Genomic DNA, 15,150 nt, shown 5'->3' with positions numbered 1-15,150 from the left:
TTAGTAAACCAGTACGGCACGACGGTTTTTGGAGTAAGCCGCTTCGTCGTGACCCAGTACTGCAGGTTTTTCTTTACCGTAAGAAACGATGGAGATCTGGTCAGCAGAAACGCCTTTACCCTGCAGGTACATTTTAACAGCGTTAGCACGACGTTCACCCAGGGAGATGTTGTACTCTGGGGTACCACGTTCGTCCGCGTGACCTTCTACGGTGACTTTGTAAGATGGGTTGCTACGCAGGAAGTTAGCGTGCGCATCCAGCATCGCAGCGAAGTCAGAACGGATGTCGTATTTATCCAGATCGAAGTAAACGATGTTGTTCTGCTGCAGCTGCTGCATCTGAAGACGCGCTTGCTCTTCAGAAGACATGTTGCCATTGCCGTTCGCGTCCATACCGGTGCCGGCACCCATCATGCCTTCGCCGCTCTGGTCATTGCTGGCGTTCTTGTTAGAAGAACACGCTGCGATTGCCATTACAGGCAGAGCGATCATCAGCCCCTTCAGCACTTTGTTCAGTTGCATTTCTATGATTCCTTTAGTAATCAATTAATTATTATTTACAGATACGGCGACCAGGCAGGTGATTTTACCTGTCCATCAGTTGCCGGAATACGCGCTTTGAAACGCCCATCTGTAGAAACCAGATTCAGCACAGATCCCATCCCCTGAGAAGAGCTGTAGATTACCATCGTGCCGTTAGGTGCCAGACTTGGCGTTTCATCCAGGAACGTTGACGACAGAACTTGAACGCCACCCGCTACCAGATCTTGTTTGGCAATGTGCTGCTGCCCACCGTTGGAGCTCACCATTACCATAAATTTACCGTCGCTGCTCACGTCTGAGTTCTGGTTCTGCGAACCTTCCCAGGTAATACGCTGCGGAGCACCGCCGTTGATGTTGACTTTATAGATTTGTGGACGGCCGGCCTGGTCAGAAGTAAACGCCAGGTTTTGGCTGTCCGGGAACCATGAAGGTTCAGTGTTGTTGCTGCGACCGTCGGTAACCTGACGGATCTGACCAGAGCCAATATCCATCACGTACAGGTTCAGGCTACCGGTTTTTGACAGCGCAAAGGCCAGTTTAGAGCCGTCCGGAGAGAACGAAGGCGCACCGTTGTGACGTGGGAACGACGCTACCTGACGAACAGCACCGTTTGCCAGCGTCTGGATAACCAGCGCTGAGCGGCCGCTTTCGAAGGTTACATAGGCCAGTTTAGAACCGTCCGGAGACCAGGCTGGAGACATCAGCGGCTGTGAAGAACGTTTCACCAGGAACTGGTTGTAGCCGTCGTAGTCAGATACGCGCAGTTCGTACGGGAACTGACCACCGTTGGTCTGCACCACGTACGCGATACGGGTACGGAACGCACCTTTAATGCCGGTCAGTTTTTCAAATACCGCATCGCTGGCAGCATGTGCAGCATAGCGCAGGTATTGCTTAGTGACCTTGTAAGAGTTCTGTGCCAGAACGGTACCCGGTGCACCGCCGGTATCCACCAGCTGCCAGGCAACGTTGTAAGAGCCGTCCGGGTTAGGCGTAACCTGCCCCACAACCACGGCATCAATACCCAGCGCAGACCATGCTGCAGGCTGTACTTCCTGCGCGCTACCCGGCTGCTGAGGCAGACGAGAACGATCTAACGGGTTGAATTTACCGCTGTTACGCAGGTCAGCCGCCACGATGCCACCGGCATCTTCAGGTGCAGCGCCAGGACCGGCCCACTGGAACGGAACAACCCCGATTGGGCGTGCCGAGTCCACCCCCTGGGTGATCTCGATACGTACTTCTGCGTGCAGTACTGCTGCCCACAGCATTAAAAAACTAAATGCTACACGTAATGCCTGCTTCATCATATCTCCCTTATCCGGGTAACCTTACCCACGATAATTTAGCAGAATGTTAACAAACTCAAATAGACAAAACTACCAGAACCCTGTGACTAAACCTGGTCTATTTTTCCCCGTTTGCACGGAGAAAATGTAACTTAAGGTTTGAAGTCCAGCGGCGCATTTTTGAAGACTTCGTAAACAGCCTGAGACGGCGGTTTAGGCATCTTCGCCTGACGCGCTGCAGCCAGGGCCGCAGTACATAAAGCCGGGTCGCCACCTTCAGACTTGATATCCAGCAGCATGCCGTCCGGAGCCAGTTTTATACGCAACGTACACGTTTTACCGGTATAGGAAGACGCATCATAGAATCGGCTTTCAATAGCAGATTTAATCTGCGCGGCATAACCGTTGATTTCAGCCCCTGTCGCACCGTTACTCTTAGTGTTACCACTTCCCGTCGGCGCTGCGTTGTTTCCTTTCGCCCCACCGCCCGTTTTCGGTGCATTCTTACCTGAGCTCAAATCGCCCAGCAGATCGTCAACCCCTGCGGCGGCAGCGGCTTTTTCAGCGGCGGCAGCCTTTTTAGCTGCCGCTTTTTCAGCAGCAGCTTTCTTATCGGCAGCGGCCTTCTCAGCTGCAGCTTTTTTGTCCGCAGCGGCTTTTTCAGCGGCTGCAGCTTTTTCTGCCGCGGCTTTTTCTGCAGCCGCTTTCTCAGCAGCAGCCGCTTTCTTCGCAGCCTCGGCAGCAGCTTTCTTCTCTGCTTCCTGAGCGGCTTTCTTCGCGGCTTCCGCTTCGGCTTTCTTCTGAGCATCGGCAGCGGCTTTCTTCGCGGCTTCCGCTTCAGCTTTCTTCTGGGCATCAGCAGCGGCTTTCTTCGCGGCTTCCGCTTCAGCTTTCTTCTGAGCATCAGCAGCGGCTTTCTTCGCCGCTTCTGCCGCTAATTTTGCCTGGGCATCAGCCTGTGCTTTCGCGTCCGCTGCGGCTTTAGCTGCCGCCTCTTCCGCCTGCTTTTGCTGTTCCTGTGCTTTCTTCGCGGCCTCTTCGGCTTGTTTCTGCTGCTCTGCCTGCGCTTTCGCGGCTTCCTGCGCCTGCAAACGTTCCTTCTCAAGCTGCTTCAGACGCTCCTGCTCTGCGGCCTGCTTTTCACGCAGCTCTTCCGCCTGCTGTTGCGACTGTTTTTCACGCTGCTCTTCAGCCCGTTTGGCACTCGCCTTCTGCTGTTGTTCGCGATTATAGTTCTGTACTACCGCACCGGGATCCACCATCACGGCGTCAATGGAAGACCCTCCACCGCCGCCGGCTGATGCATCAATATGCTCGTCGAACGAACTCCATATCAGCGCTGCAAAGAGAATCACGTGCAGCACTGCGGAGACGATTATCGCTCGCTTAAGCTTGTCGTTCTGTTCGGTTGCCTTTGACACTATCGGTTCCCAAAAACTACGCGGATGATCAAATTGGTTGGGTCATTAAGCCAACTGACTTAACACCCGCACTATGTAGCAAGTTCAGCGCTTTAATAATTTCATCGTAGGGTACGTCTTTTGCGCCACCGATTAAGAAGACCGTTTTCGGATTTGACTCCAGACGACGCTGCGCTTCAGCAATAACCTGCTCAGGCGGCAGCTGATCCATACGATCTTTCTCTACTACGACGCTGTATTGCCCTACGCCGGAAACCTCAATGATAACCGGAGGATCGTCATTGGTGCTCACCGCCTGTGATTCTGTCGCATCCGGCAGATCCACTTCCACGCTCTGGGTAATGATTGGCGCTGTTGCCATGAAGATCAGCAGCAGTACCAGCAGGACATCCAGCAGTGGAACGATATTGATTTCGGACTTGAGCTCGCGACGACCTCGTCCACGCGATCTGGCCATGGTTTACCCCTTGTTGCTCTCGGTGCTGGTAAACGCCTGACGGTGCAGAATCGCAGTGAACTCTTCCATAAAGTTGTCATAGTTCAGTTCCAGTTTGTTCACGCGCTGGTTCAGACGGTTGTAAGCCATAACCGCAGGAATTGCCGCAAACAGACCGATAGCGGTCGCAATCAGTGCTTCAGCGATACCCGGTGCAACCATCTGCAACGTCGCCTGCTTCACCGCGCCCAGCGCGATAAAGGCGTGCATGATCCCCCACACGGTACCAAACAGGCCGATATACGGGCTGATGGAGCCGACAGTGCCGAGGAAAGGAATGTGCGTTTCAAGGTTTTCCAGTTCACGGTTCATAGAGATACGCATCGCACGCGAGGCACCTTCCACCACCGCTTCCGGCGCATGATTGTTTGCACGATGCAGACGAGCAAACTCTTTGAAACCGCTATAGAAAATTTGCTCGGAGCCGGTCAGGTTTTCACGGCGTCCCTGGCTCTCCTGGTACAGACGAGAAAGCTCAATACCCGACCAGAACTTATCTTCAAACGCTTCAGCTTCACGGCCGGCGGCATTGAGGATACGCGTTCTCTGGATAATGATGGCCCAGGATGCGATTGAAAAACCAATCAAAATCAACATGATAAGTTTAACCAGAAGGCTTGCCTTCAGGAACAAATCAAGGATATTCATGTCAGTCACTGCTTAAACTCCGCGACAATAGACTTAGGAAGCGCACGAGGCTTCATTATGGTTGGATCAACACAAACAATCAGTACTTCAGCTGAGTTCAGTACGGTATTCTCTGCGTTGACTATCCGCTGCGTGAAAACCAGTGAGGTCCCACGCATTGATGTAATTTCAGTTTGGACTTCGAGCATATCGTCGAGTCTGGCAGGCGCAAAATACTCAAGCGTCATCTTGCGTACCACGAAGGCAACTCGCTCAGCCAACAGAACCTGTTGACTAAAGTGATGATGGCGCAGCATCTCTGTGCGTGCCCGTTCATAAAAAGCAACGTAGCTGGCGTGGTAAACCACACCACCGGCATCGGTATCTTCGTAATAGACACGAACCGGCCATCGAAACAGCGTTGTATTCACTTTACATCCCGGTAATGCAACAAAAGTTAGAGCTTTTAAACTTCGCTACTATACGCGCGGGAAAGAGGGTTGGGAATGGGGGAAAGTAAACGGAGAGTAAATTTTTATGGGCTCGGGTAAGCCCATAACGTTAACGGACATTTCTTATTCAGAAGAAGAAGAAAATCAAACCGGCGAGAAGCACCAGATCGGCAATTAGCGGGCAAAAAATTCCCTGCCAGTGAATGGCCTTCGGACGAAAGCCCACGCCGTGGATCACACCTGCGCACACCGCCCACATAATGAGGAAGCCATGCCAGATTTCAAGCTCGCTGGTTTTCGCTGCAAAGCGCGAAGGGTCCCAGAAGATACAACCTGCCAGCAGTAATGCCATCACTAAAGAAAGCGCCCGTAGCGGGCGCTTATCCATTACCGCGTAAAGCGTCGCGATAATATTCATCAGTGTTTTTCTTCACCCGCTTTGGTCGCTTCTACGTGCTCAAGCGCCAGGGCAGTGATGACACCAAATGCACAGGCAAGAAGCGTCCCTAAAATCCATGCGAAATACCACATATTCAGCTCCTTACTTAGTACATAGAGTGGGTGTTGCTTTCGATATGTTCTTTAGTGATACGACCGAACATTTTCCAGTAACACCAGATGGTGTAAGCCAGAACAATCGGAACGAACACGCAAGCAACATACGTCATCAGGTTCAGCGTCATATGGCTGGATGTCGCATCCCACATGGTCAGGCTAGCATTCAGCATGGTGCTAGATGGCATGACAAATGGGAACATCGCAATACCCGCCGTCAGGATGATGCACGCCAGGGTCAGTGATGAGAACACGAACGCCAGAGCGCCTTTCTCCAGACGAGACGTCAACACGGTCAGCAGCGGCAACAGCACGCCCAGAGCCGGGATCGCCCACAGCACAGGGGTATTGTTGAAGTTCACAAGCCAAGCGCCAGCCTGACGAGCCACCTCTTTGGTCAGCGGGTTAGACGGTGCAGTGTGGTTGATTGCAGAGGTCACCACGTAGCCATCAATGCCGTACACCACCCACACGCCGGCCAGCGCGAAGCAAACCAGCGTTACCAGCGCAGCAACCTGAGCCGTCGCGCGAGAACGCAGGTGCAACTCACCCACAGTACGCATCTGCAGATAGGTTGCGCCCTGAGTAATGATCATCGCCACGCTCACTACGCCGGCCAGCAGACCAAACGGATTCAGCAGCTGGAAGAAGTTACCGGTGTAGTAAAGACGCATGTATTCGTCCAGGTGGAACGGTACGCCCTGCAGCAGGTTACCAAACGCCACGCCGATCACCAGCGGTGGAACGAAGCTACCGATGAAGATGCCCCAGTCCCACATGTTGCGCCAGCGGGTATCTTCAATCTTCGAACGGTAGTCGAAACCGACCGGACGGAAGAATAAAGAGGCCAGCACCAGAATCATCGCCACATAGAAACCGGAGAACGCAGCCGCGTAGACCATCGGCCAGGCAGCGAACAGCGCGCCGCCTGCGGTGATCAGCCACACCTGGTTACCGTCCCAGTGCGGAGCGATGGAGTTGATCATGATTCGACGCTCGGTGTCATTACGACCGAGGAAACGGGTGAGCATCCCCACCCCCATGTCGAAACCATCCGTGACGGCGAAACCGATCAGCAGAACGCCGACCAGCAGCCACCAGATAAAACGCAATACTTCATAATCGATCATTTGATGACTCCTGTCTTAGCGTGCCGGCTGAGTAGTCGCAGTGGACTGCTCGTAGTGATAGCGACCGGTTTTCAGGCTGCTTGGGCCAAGGCGCGCGAACTTGAACATCAGGAACAGTTCAGCCACCAGGAACAGGGTGTACAGACCACAAATCAGCAGCATGGAGAAGATCAGGTCGCCTGCGGTCAGGGACGAGTTCGCCACCGCCGTTGGCAGGACCTCACCGATCGCCCATGGCTGACGGCCATACTCCGCAACAAACCAGCCGGACTCAATTGCGATCCACGGCAGTGGAATACCGTAAAGCGCGGTGCGCAGCAGCCATTTTTTCTCACCGATGCGGTTGCGAATCACAGACCAGAAGGACGCCGCAATGATCAGCAGCATGATGATGCCGCAGCCCACCATGATACGGAATGCGAAGTACAGAGGCGCAACGCGTGGAATCGAGTCTTTGGTTGCCATCTGGATCTGCGCTTCCGTCGCATCAGAAACGTTCGGGGTATAACGCTTCAGCAGCAGGCCATAACCCAGATCTTTCTTCACGTCGTTAAACTGGTCGCGGACGGTCTGGTCTGTAGAGCCAGAACGCAGCTGTTCCAGCAGCGAGTAGGCTTTCATACCGTTACGAATACGCTCTTCGTGCTGAACCATCAGCTCTTTCAGACCCGTCACCTGCTTATCAACAGAACGAGTGGCAATGATACCCAGCGCGTAAGGAATCTGAATGGCAAAGCGGTTTTCCTGCGCGTCCTGATCGGGAATACCGAACAGCGTAAAGGCAGCAGGCGCCGGCTGGGTTTCCCATTCGGCTTCGATGGCAGCCAGTTTGGTTTTCTGCACGTCACCCATTTCGTAACCGGATTCATCACCCAGAACGATAACAGAGAGGATTGCAGCCATACCGAAGCTTGCAGCGATAGCAAAGGAGCGCTTAGCAAACGCGAAGTCACGACCGCGCAGCATATAGTAAGAACTGATGCCCAGCACAAACATCGCGCCGCACACGTAGCCAGAAGCGACGGTGTGAACGAATTTAACCTGAGCAACCGGGTTCAGGACCAGCTCGGCAAAGCTGACCATCTCCATACGCATGGTTTCGAAGTTGAAATCAGACGCGATAGGGTTCTGCATCCAGCCGTTCGCCACCAGGATCCACAGCGCGGACAGGTTCGAACCTAATGCCACAAGCCATGTCACCGCCATATGCTGGACTTTACCCAGACGATCCCAACCGAAGAAGAACAGACCTACAAAGGTGGATTCGAGGAAGAATGCCATCAGACCTTCAATGGCCAGCGGCGCACCGAAGATATCCCCTACATAGTGGGAATAGTAAGACCAGTTAGTCCCGAACTGGAACTCCATGGTCAAACCGGTTGCCACGCCCAGTGCGAAGTTGATACCAAACAACTTGCCCCAGAACTTGGTCATATCTTTATAAATCTGTTTGCCGGAGAGAACGTATACCGTTTCCATAATGGCCAGCAGGAACGCCATACCGAGCGTCAGTGGCACAAACAGGAAGTGGTACATCGCGGTCAAGGCAAACTGTAAGCGCGACAGTTCGACTATATCTAACATCATGACTCCTTGCTCATCGCATGAAGACTCCGAGAGTGGACCCCGTCAGAAAGAGATCCACACGCATGCCCCAATACAAATTATTCGCATCCTTGTCGTCGTTATTACCCTGAGGGAGGATAAAAACGATGACGTGAGGTTACAAATACGTTAATAAAAAACTCAAATTGATCCCGCAAATATAATACGCTGCAAAACCCTTACAATAAACAGGTTTTTATTGAATCACATTTACGTTTTTCGACGGCGATCAATTTATAGCAAAATTACCACTTTTCGGCCATTTTGATCGGGAACAATTTAGCGCTTTTCAGCGCCTTTTTCCAAGGATTAAACATTGATTTAAATCAAAAACAATTCTTAATGTTAATTGTGTTTTGATGTGGTGAACATGGTAAAAACCATGTTAAAGATATGTATATGAAATACAATTAAGGTTATCGAATCGACGGATGAATATAAACAGAAGTGATTTTTATTAACTCAGCTACGCTTAATGACTGATTTATTCAGGACATAAATTTTAGTGCGTTTTTTATTTTTTTCCATCTGCTCTCTTAAAGGCAAATAAATAACAATTATTTTACTTTTACATCCTCTCTAATTAACACCCAATTGTGACTATTGCATGACGCCCGGCAGGCAATAAAAAAGGCCGCTTTACAGCGGCCAACCATGTCGAAACGGACATTTTTATACTGCAACGCCCCCCTTTCGGGGAGCAGAGAGGACTTACTTAATGATGGATTTCAGTGCTTCGCCGATATCCGCCAGGCTGCGAACGGTTTTCACGCCTGCGGCTTCCAGCGCTGCGAATTTCTCATCAGCCGTACCCTTACCACCGGCGATGATCGCGCCTGCGTGACCCATACGCTTGCCTTTCGGCGCAGTCACACCCGCGATGTAGCCCACAACTGGCTTGGTCACGTGTTCTTTGATGTAAGCAGCCGCTTCTTCTTCCGCGCTACCACCGATCTCACCGATCATCACGATCGCTTCGGTCTGTGGATCTTCCTGGAACAGCTTCAGGATGTCGATGAAGTTAGAGCCCGGGATCGGGTCACCGCCGATGCCCACGCAGGTGGACTGGCCGAAACCGTAGTCGGTGGTCTGCTTAACCGCTTCATAGGTCAGGGTACCGGAACGGGACACGATGCCCACTTTACCCGGTTTGTGAATGTGGCCCGGCATGATGCCGATTTTGCATTCGCCCGGGGTGATAACGCCTGGGCAGTTCGGGCCAATCATACGCACGCCAGCTTCATCCAGCTTCACCTTCACGGTCAGCATATCCAGCGTCGGGATGCCTTCGGTGATGGTGATGATCAGTTTGATGCCTGCGTCGATCGCTTCCAGAATAGAGTCTTTGCAGAACGGTGCCGGAACGTAGATCACGGTCGCGGTGGCGCCCGTCGCTTCTACGGCTTCACGCACGGTGTTAAACACAGGCAGGCCCAGGTGGGTGGTGCCGCCTTTACCTGGCGTAACACCGCCAACCATCTGCGTACCGTAGGCAATTGCCTGTTCGGAGTGGAAAGTCCCCTGGCTACCGGTGAAGCCCTGGCAGATAACCTTGGTATCTTTATTAATTAAAACTGACATTATTTCCCCTCCACTGCGGCAACAACCTGCTGAGCTGCATCCGTCAGACTTTTCGCTGCAATAATATTCAGGCCGCTGTCAGCCAGTTTTTTCGCGCCGAGTTCAGCGTTGTTACCTTCCAGACGCACAACCACCGGAACGTTAACACCCACTTCTTCTACCGCACCGATGATACCGTCGGCGATCAGGTCGCAACGTACGATGCCGCCGAAGATGTTAACCAGAACGGCCTTCACGTTGTCGTCAGAGAGAATGATTTTGAACGCTTCGGTTACGCGCTCTTTGGTTGCGCCACCGCCTACGTCGAGGAAGTTTGCTGGCTCACCGCCGTGCAGCTTAACGATGTCCATGGTGCCCATTGCCAGGCCCGCACCGTTAACCATGCAGCCGATGTTGCCGTCCAGCGCCACGTAGTTCAGTTCCCACTGCGCAGCCTGTGCTTCACGCGGGTCTTCCTGAGACTGGTCGCGCATTTCGCGCAGATCCGGCTGGCGGAACAGCGCGTTGCCGTCAGCGCCCAGCTTGCCGTCGAGGCAGATCAGATCGCCCTGGGTGGTGATCACCAGTGGGTTGATCTCGATCAGCGCCAGATCGCGCTCCAGGAAGATAGTTGCCAGACCCATGAAGATCTTGGTGAACTGCTGAACCAGTTTACCTTCCAGGCCCAGCTTGAACGCCAGCTCGCGACCCTGGTAAGGCATTGGGCCTGCCAGCGGATCGATAGCCACTTTGTGGATCAGGTGCGGGGTTTCTTCCGCCACTTTTTCGATTTCCACGCCGCCTTCGGTAGACGCCATGAACACCACGCGACGGGAGCTACGGTCAACAACCGCGCCCAGATAAAGTTCTTTCGCGATATCGGTCGCCGCTTCCACCAGGATCTGGTTAACCGGCTGGCCGTTCGCATCTGTCTGGTACGTTACCAGACGCTTGCCGAGCCAATGTTCAGCAAACGCACGAATCTCTTCTTTGCTCTTAACAACCTTCACACCGCCCGCTTTACCACGGCCACCAGCGTGAACCTGACACTTAACTACCCAAGGGCCGGAACCGATTTTAGATGCGGCTTCTTCTGCTTCACGCGGGGTAGTACAGGCATAACCCACCGGAGCCGGTAAGCCATACCGGGCAAACAGCTGTTTGGCCTGATATTCATGTAAGTTCATGTGTTCTATCCATCCTTCAGGTAATCGTTAGGTCGTGCTTTTATTGGCCCGGCAGCCATACGCCGCCGGGCAAGACTGCAAAACTAGACGTCCAGCAGCAGACGGGTTGGATCTTCCAGCAGCTCTTTAATCGCAACCAGGAAGCCCACGGACTCGCGGCCGTCGATCAGGCGGTGATCGTAAGAGAGCGCCAGGTACATCATTGGCAGGATCTCAACTTTACCGTCTACCGCCATAGGGCGATCTTTGATGGCATGCATACCCAGGATCGCGCTCTGCGGCGGGTTAATGATCGGGGTAGACATCAGCGAGCCGAATACGCCGCCGTTGGTAATGGTGAAGTTACCGCCGGTCAGGTCGTCTACGGTCAGCTTGCCGTCGCGGCCTTTCACGGCCAGCTCTTTAATGTTCTTCTCGATGTCAGCCATACCCAGGGTATCCACATCACGCAGAACCGGCGTTACCAGGCCGCGTGGAGTAGAAACCGCCATGCTGACGTCGAAATAGTTGTGGTAAACCACGTCATCGCCATCGATGGACGCGTTCACTTCCGGATAGCGTTTCAGCGCTTCAACCACCGCCTTCACGTAGAAGGACATAAAGCCCAGACGGATACCGTGACGTTTTTCAAACGCGTCACCGTACTGCTTGCGCAGGTCCATGATTGGCTTCATGTTCACTTCGTTGAAGGTGGTCAGCATCGCGGTAGAGTTTTTCGCTTCCAGCAGACGCTCGGCAACGCGCTTACGCAGGCGGGTCATCGGCACGCGTTTTTCGCTGCGGGCACCCAGCGCAGGCTGAGCTGCTGGCGCCGCCGCAGGAGCTTTCGCTTCGGCCTGAGCAGGCGCTTTCGCCAGATGCTTGTCGATGTCTTCACGGGTCAGACGACCGCCCACACCGGTGCCTTTAATGGCTGCCGGGTCGAGGCTGTGTTCCGCCAGCAGGCGACGGATCGCCGGGCTGAGGGCGTCGTTAGACTGTTCTTCCAGAGACGCCTGCTGGCGCTGAGCCGGCGTAGAGGCTTTCTCTTCAGATTTTGCGCTGGACTCTTTGCCCGCGCTGTTGCCTTCACGCAGGCGACCCAGGATCTGACGAGACGTGACGGTAGTACCTTCATCTTCCAGCACCGCGTCCAGAACGCCATCCGCCGAAGCCGGTACTTCCAGTACCACTTTGTCAGTTTCGATTTCTACCAGCACTTCATCGCGCTTAACGGCATCGCCTGGTTTTTTGTGCCAGGTAGCGACGGTCGCATCTGCTACGGATTCAGGCAGGTCGGGAACAAGAATATCTACGCTACTCATTATGTATCCTTTAATTAATCGACGTTCAGCGCGTCATTGACCAGATCTTGTTGCTGCTTCTGGTGAACGGACATATACCCTACCGCCGGAGAGGCGGAGGCCGGGCGACCTGCATAGCGCAGGGCTGACCCAAATGGAATCACTTCACGGAAATGATGCTGGCTGCAGTACCATGCGCCCTGGTTAAGCGGCTCTTCCTGGCACCAGACAAAATCATGAACGTGAGCGTACGGTTTCAGCGCTTCCTGCACCGCCTGGTGCGGGAACGGATAAAGCTGTTCGATACGCACGATGGCGACATCTTTCTGATCGTTCTTACGGCGCTGTTCCAGCAGGTCGTAATAAACCTTACCAGAACACATCACCACACGCTTCACGGCCTGCGGATCCAGCTCGTCAATTTCACCGATGGCCGGCAGGAAGGTGCCATTTGCCAGCTCATCCAGGCTCGACACCGCCAGCGGGTGACGCAGCAGGGACTTCGGCGACATCACCACCAGCGGACGACGCATACCGCGCAGCGCCTGACGACGCAGCATGTGGTACACCTGAGCCGGAGTAGACGGTACACAGACCTGCATGTTCTGCTCGGCGCAGAGCTGCAGATAACGTTCCAGACGCGCGGAAGAGTGCTCCGGACCCTGACCTTCATAACCGTGCGGCAGCAGCATTACCAGGCCACACATACGGCCCCACTTCTGCTCGCCGGAGGAGATGAACTGGTCGATAACCACCTGCGCACCGTTAGCGAAGTCACCGAACTGCGCTTCCCAGATGGTCAGGGTTCGTGGTTCAGCGGTGGCATAACCGTATTCGAAGGCCAGAACCGCTTCTTCAGACAGCACGGAGTCCCAGACCTTGAACTGGCCCTGACCGTTGTGCACGTGCTGCAGCGGGGTGTAGGTTGAACCGTTGGACTGGTTGTGAACAACCGCGTGACGGTGGAAGAAGGTTCCACGGCCCGCATCTTCACCGGACAGACGAACAGGAATGCCTTCGTCAACCAGCGTTGCGTAGGCCAGCGTTTCCGCACCGCCCCAGTCGAAGAGCTTCTCGCCTGCCGCCATGGACTGACGGTCAGCATAAATTTTCGCCACGCGCGACTGCATCTCGATAGCGTCCGGCACGGTGCTGATGCGTTTAGCCAGCTCCTGCAGGCGCTTCATCTCAACCTTATTCGGGTAGCTCTCATCCCACTCGTGGTTGAGGTATGGCGACCAGGTAAAGGAGTGCATGTTCATCGGACGCAGTTCTTTCACTACGCATTCGCCCGCATCCAGCGCGTCGCGGTAGAGGTTGACCATTTCGGTCGCATCTTCCAGCGTCGCCACTTTGTCGCCTTCCAGCTTGTCAGCATAGATTTTGCGCGGAGTCGGGTGTTTTTTGATTTTCTGATACATCAGCGGCTGGGTTGCACTTGGCTCATCCGCTTCGTTGTGGCCGTGACGGCGGTAGCAGAAGAGGTCAATGAACACATCGCGTTTGAAGGTATTACGGAAGTCCAGCGCCAGACGGGTAACGAAAGCCACGGCTTCCGGGTCATCCGCGTTAACGTGGAAGATCGGCGCCTGCACCATCTTACCGATGTCGGTGCAGTACGGGGTAGAACGCGCGTCCAGCGGGTTAGAGGTGGTGAAGCCCACCTGGTTGTTGATCACGATGCGAACGGTACCGCCCACTTCATAACCACGCGCTTTCGACATGTTCAGGGTTTCCTGAACCACGCCCTGCCCTGTTACCGCCGCATCACCGTGGATGGTGATTGGCAGAACTTTGTTGCTGCTCGGCTCGTCCAGACGATCCAGACGCGCGCGCACGGAACCGATAACCACCGGGCTGACGATTTCCAGGTGTGACGGGTTAAACGCCAGCGCCAGGTGAACCAGACCACCTTCGGTTTCGATATCAGACGAGAAGCCCATGTGGTACTTCACGTCGCCGGTGCCGAGGTGTTCTTTATGTTTGCCCGCGAATTCGTCGAACAGGTCCTGCGGTTTTTTACCCAGCACGTTGACCAGCACGTTCAGACGACCACGGTGCGCCATGCCCAGCACAACTTCACGGGTGCCGCTCTTGCCTGCATGACGAATCAGCTCTTTCAGCATCGGCACCAGGGCGTCACCGCCTTCCAGCGAGAAGCGTTTTGCGCCCGGGAACTTCGCGCCCAGATAGCGCTCAAGGCCTTCCGCTGCGGTCAGTTCGCTGAGGAAGCGTTTTTTCTCGTCAGCCGAGAAGGTCGCGTGGCCCGCTACGGATTCGATGCGCTGCTGGATCCAGCGCTTCTCTTCGGTAGAGGTAATGTGCATGTATTCCGCGCCGATGGAGCCGCAGTAGGTTTGCTTGAGCGCGTCAATCAGATCGCCCAGCTTCATCGTGTCTTTGCCGATGGCAAAGGAACCTACGTTAAAGCTTTCCTGGAAATCGGCCTCGGTCAGATCGTGATACGCCGGATCGAGATCGGCCACACGGTCTTGTTTCCACAGTCCCAGCGGATCGAGATTCGCATGCTGGTGACCACGGAAGCGATAAGCGTTGATAAGCTGCAGGACTTTAACCTGCTTCGCATTGGTGTCAGGGTCGGAAATCGCAGAAGAGTAACGTGAGGCATCCTTCGCCAGACGACGGAAATAATCACGTGTTTTGGAATGGAATTGATCCGGTTTGACCCCTGTACCAGGCAACTGCTGGAACATGGAACGCCAGTTTGCGTCCACTGAGTCAGGATCGGTTAAGAAGTCTTCATAGAGCTGTTCTATCCAGCTCTGGTTGGCACCAGAGAGGTAAGAAGAGTCCAGCCAGGCTTTCATTGCGCCGTTCTGCATCGTGATCCCTTAAGCATTTTTATGCTTACTTTCGCCGTAGAAACTACCACGCACACCACGTGTACGTGCCGGGGTTCACCTGCGAGCTCTTTGTGGCCCGCGAAGGAACCTTTAGAAACTGTCTAGACTTCAGGGCAGTTTTTAAAGGTTTCTGCAATC

The 15,150-nt window shown here is 54.1% G+C and carries 14 protein-coding genes; all 14 read right to left on the bottom strand.

The window, feature by feature from the left end:
• On the bottom strand, window positions 1-522 hold the full coding sequence (gene pal / locus KGP22_RS06345; protein ID WP_003858578.1) for a peptidoglycan-associated lipoprotein Pal: 522 nt from the start codon (window positions 520-522) through the stop codon (window positions 1-3).
• A gap of 35 nt (window positions 523-557) precedes the next feature.
• Window positions 558-1,850, bottom strand: a complete 1,293-nt coding sequence (tolB, locus tag KGP22_RS06340; RefSeq protein ID WP_008501103.1) for a Tol-Pal system beta propeller repeat protein TolB — start codon at window positions 1,848-1,850, stop codon at window positions 558-560.
• Between the two features lie 134 nt (window positions 1,851-1,984).
• Entirely contained in the window at window positions 1,985-3,253 is a 1,269-nt protein-coding gene (gene tolA / locus KGP22_RS06335) for a cell envelope integrity protein TolA (protein ID WP_223581631.1), read from the bottom strand.
• 28 nt (window positions 3,254-3,281) lie between these two features.
• Window positions 3,282-3,710: a colicin uptake protein TolR gene (gene tolR / locus KGP22_RS06330; protein ID WP_003858589.1), complete on the bottom strand. Its 429-nt coding sequence runs from the start codon at window positions 3,708-3,710 to the stop codon at window positions 3,282-3,284.
• A gap of 3 nt (window positions 3,711-3,713) precedes the next feature.
• On the bottom strand, window positions 3,714-4,406 hold the full coding sequence (gene tolQ / locus KGP22_RS06325) for a Tol-Pal system protein TolQ (protein WP_008501101.1): 693 nt from the start codon (window positions 4,404-4,406) through the stop codon (window positions 3,714-3,716).
• Window positions 4,403-4,807: a tol-pal system-associated acyl-CoA thioesterase gene (gene ybgC, locus KGP22_RS06320; protein WP_003858593.1), complete on the bottom strand. Its 405-nt coding sequence runs from the start codon at window positions 4,805-4,807 to the stop codon at window positions 4,403-4,405. Before ybgC ends, tolQ begins: the two co-directional genes overlap by 4 nt.
• 148 nt (window positions 4,808-4,955) lie before the next feature.
• Window positions 4,956-5,246, bottom strand: coding sequence for a cyd operon protein YbgE (gene ybgE / locus KGP22_RS06315; protein ID WP_014831116.1), 291 nt, complete (start codon window positions 5,244-5,246; stop codon window positions 4,956-4,958).
• Window positions 5,246-5,359: a cytochrome bd-I oxidase subunit CydX gene (gene cydX, locus KGP22_RS06310; RefSeq protein WP_003858598.1), complete on the bottom strand. Its 114-nt coding sequence runs from the start codon at window positions 5,357-5,359 to the stop codon at window positions 5,246-5,248. Before cydX ends, ybgE begins: the two co-directional genes overlap by 1 nt.
• A gap of 14 nt (window positions 5,360-5,373) precedes the next feature.
• Window positions 5,374-6,513, bottom strand: a complete 1,140-nt coding sequence (gene cydB / locus KGP22_RS06305) for a cytochrome d ubiquinol oxidase subunit II (protein WP_048226125.1) — start codon at window positions 6,511-6,513, stop codon at window positions 5,374-5,376.
• A gap of 15 nt (window positions 6,514-6,528) precedes the next feature.
• Entirely contained in the window at window positions 6,529-8,097 is a 1,569-nt protein-coding gene (gene cydA, locus KGP22_RS06300; RefSeq protein ID WP_223582403.1) for a cytochrome ubiquinol oxidase subunit I, read from the bottom strand.
• A gap of 732 nt (window positions 8,098-8,829) precedes the next feature.
• Entirely contained in the window at window positions 8,830-9,699 is an 870-nt protein-coding gene (gene sucD / locus KGP22_RS06295; protein ID WP_008501094.1) for a succinate--CoA ligase subunit alpha, read from the bottom strand.
• Complete coding sequence (gene sucC / locus KGP22_RS06290; protein WP_006809579.1) at window positions 9,699-10,865, bottom strand: ADP-forming succinate--CoA ligase subunit beta; 1,167 nt, start codon at window positions 10,863-10,865, stop codon at window positions 9,699-9,701. The genes sucD and sucC overlap by 1 nt, the downstream gene beginning before the upstream one ends.
• 83 nt (window positions 10,866-10,948) lie before the next feature.
• Window positions 10,949-12,169, bottom strand: coding sequence for a 2-oxoglutarate dehydrogenase complex dihydrolipoyllysine-residue succinyltransferase (odhB, locus tag KGP22_RS06285; RefSeq protein WP_008501093.1), 1,221 nt, complete (start codon window positions 12,167-12,169; stop codon window positions 10,949-10,951).
• A 14-nt stretch (window positions 12,170-12,183) separates the two neighbouring features.
• A complete protein-coding gene (sucA, locus tag KGP22_RS06280) occupies window positions 12,184-14,991 on the bottom strand; it encodes a 2-oxoglutarate dehydrogenase E1 component (RefSeq protein ID WP_115874512.1) in 2,808 nt (935 codons plus the stop codon).
• Window positions 14,992-15,150 lie beyond the last annotated feature (159 nt).

Origin of the sequence: Enterobacter sp. JBIWA005, assembly GCF_019968805.1 — a bacterium.
Classification (GTDB): domain Bacteria; phylum Pseudomonadota; class Gammaproteobacteria; order Enterobacterales; family Enterobacteriaceae; genus Enterobacter; species Enterobacter vonholyi.
This window is presented reverse-complemented; position numbering and strand designations above follow the sequence as displayed.

Coding starts and splice junctions, on each gene's coding strand:
- sucD (WP_008501094.1), bottom strand. CDS start 9,699: ATGTCAGTTTTAATTAATAAAGATACCAAGGTTATCTGCCAGGGCTTC.
- cydX (WP_003858598.1), bottom strand. CDS start 5,359: ATGTGGTATTTCGCATGGATTTTAGGGACGCTTCTTGCCTGTGCATTT.
- cydA (WP_223582403.1), bottom strand. CDS start 8,097: ATGTTAGATATAGTCGAACTGTCGCGCTTACAGTTTGCCTTGACCGCG.
- tolB (WP_008501103.1), bottom strand. CDS start 1,850: ATGAAGCAGGCATTACGTGTAGCATTTAGTTTTTTAATGCTGTGGGCA.
- sucC (WP_006809579.1), bottom strand. CDS start 10,865: ATGAACTTACATGAATATCAGGCCAAACAGCTGTTTGCCCGGTATGGC.
- tolR (WP_003858589.1), bottom strand. CDS start 3,710: ATGGCCAGATCGCGTGGACGAGGTCGTCGCGAGCTCAAGTCCGAAATC.
- cydB (WP_048226125.1), bottom strand. CDS start 6,513: ATGATCGATTATGAAGTATTGCGTTTTATCTGGTGGCTGCTGGTCGGC.
- ybgE (WP_014831116.1), bottom strand. CDS start 5,246: ATGAATATTATCGCGACGCTTTACGCGGTAATGGATAAGCGCCCGCTA.
- pal (WP_003858578.1), bottom strand. CDS start 522: ATGCAACTGAACAAAGTGCTGAAGGGGCTGATGATCGCTCTGCCTGTA.
- odhB (WP_008501093.1), bottom strand. CDS start 12,169: ATGAGTAGCGTAGATATTCTTGTTCCCGACCTGCCTGAATCCGTAGCA.
- sucA (WP_115874512.1), bottom strand. CDS start 14,991: ATGCAGAACGGCGCAATGAAAGCCTGGCTGGACTCTTCTTACCTCTCT.